Annotated in this window: 1 protein-coding gene; it reads left to right on the forward strand. The window is 72.4% G+C overall.

What is annotated here, in order from left to right:
• Positions 1-1,089 (forward strand): PAS-domain containing protein (locus E2C05_RS31980; protein WP_133223623.1); only part of this gene is annotated, 1,089 nt, incomplete at both ends.

Below are 1,089 nucleotides of genomic sequence, written 5' to 3' on the forward strand. Positions count from 1 at the left end.
CGCGTCGCGCTGGAACGCAGCGACGGCGCCCTGCTGGCGAGCCTGCCGCATGACGAGGGCCGCATGGGCCGGCCGGCGGAGATCCGGCCGGCATTGCCTGAGCCGAGTTCGCCGGAGCGCTCCTTCCTGGCGACGCGGCCCACGCTCTACCCCGCCCTCCGCGTCACCGTCTCGCTCGAGCGCGAGGCGGCGATGGCCGACTGGGCAAGCCACCGGGAAGGTGTGCTGGCCGGCGGCTTCTTCGCCCTGCTCGCCGTCGTCACGCTGGCCGCCGCGCTGCTGCTGGCATTGCGGCAGCGGGCGCGGACGGAGACAGAGCGCGAGCGCGGCCGCGCCATGCTCGACCGCGCCATCGACTCCATGCCCGATGGCTTCGTGATGTTCGACGCCAAGGGGCGGCTGGTCACCTGCAACCAGCGCTATCGCGACATCTATTCGGTCAGCGCGCCGCTCATCGTGCCCGGTGCGCGCTTCGAAGACATCATCCGCGAAGGTGCGCGGCGCGGTCAGTATCCCGAGGCCGGCGAGGACATCGAGGGCTTCACCCGGCGCTTGGTGGAACGACGCCGGAGCGACCATCCGCCGATGGAAAGGCTGCTGCCGGACGGTCGCTGGATCCTGGTGACGGAACGGCGCACGCCGGATGGCGGCACGGTGGGCATCCGCACCGACATCACCGCCCTGAAGCAGGCGATGCGCGACTTGGCGGATAGCGAGGCGCGCTTCGCCCGTGCCATCACCGCGGTCGGCATGGGCACCTGGGACTGGACCATCGGCACCGATGCGCTGCATGTATCGGCCGGCTACGAAGCGCTGTACGGCCGGCCGGCAGGTTCGCTGCCCACCGCCGGCACCGCGGCCGCGCTGGTCCACCCCGAGGACGCCGTCGCCTATGCGCATGCCGTCGATCGGGCGCTTCGGAACGAAGCCGGCTGCGATGTCGAATTCCGGGTGACCTGGCCGGACGGCGCGGTGCACTGGCTGCGCCTGCAGGGGCGGGCCGAGCGGGGGCCGGATGGCCGTGCCTTGCGCATGAGCGGCGTGACGCAGGACGTGACGGCGAAGCGCCTCGCGGAGGCGCGGATCGCC

It is taken from the genome of Paracraurococcus ruber (assembly GCF_004353985.1).
Taxonomy (GTDB): Bacteria; Pseudomonadota; Alphaproteobacteria; order Acetobacterales; family Acetobacteraceae; genus Paracraurococcus; species Paracraurococcus ruber.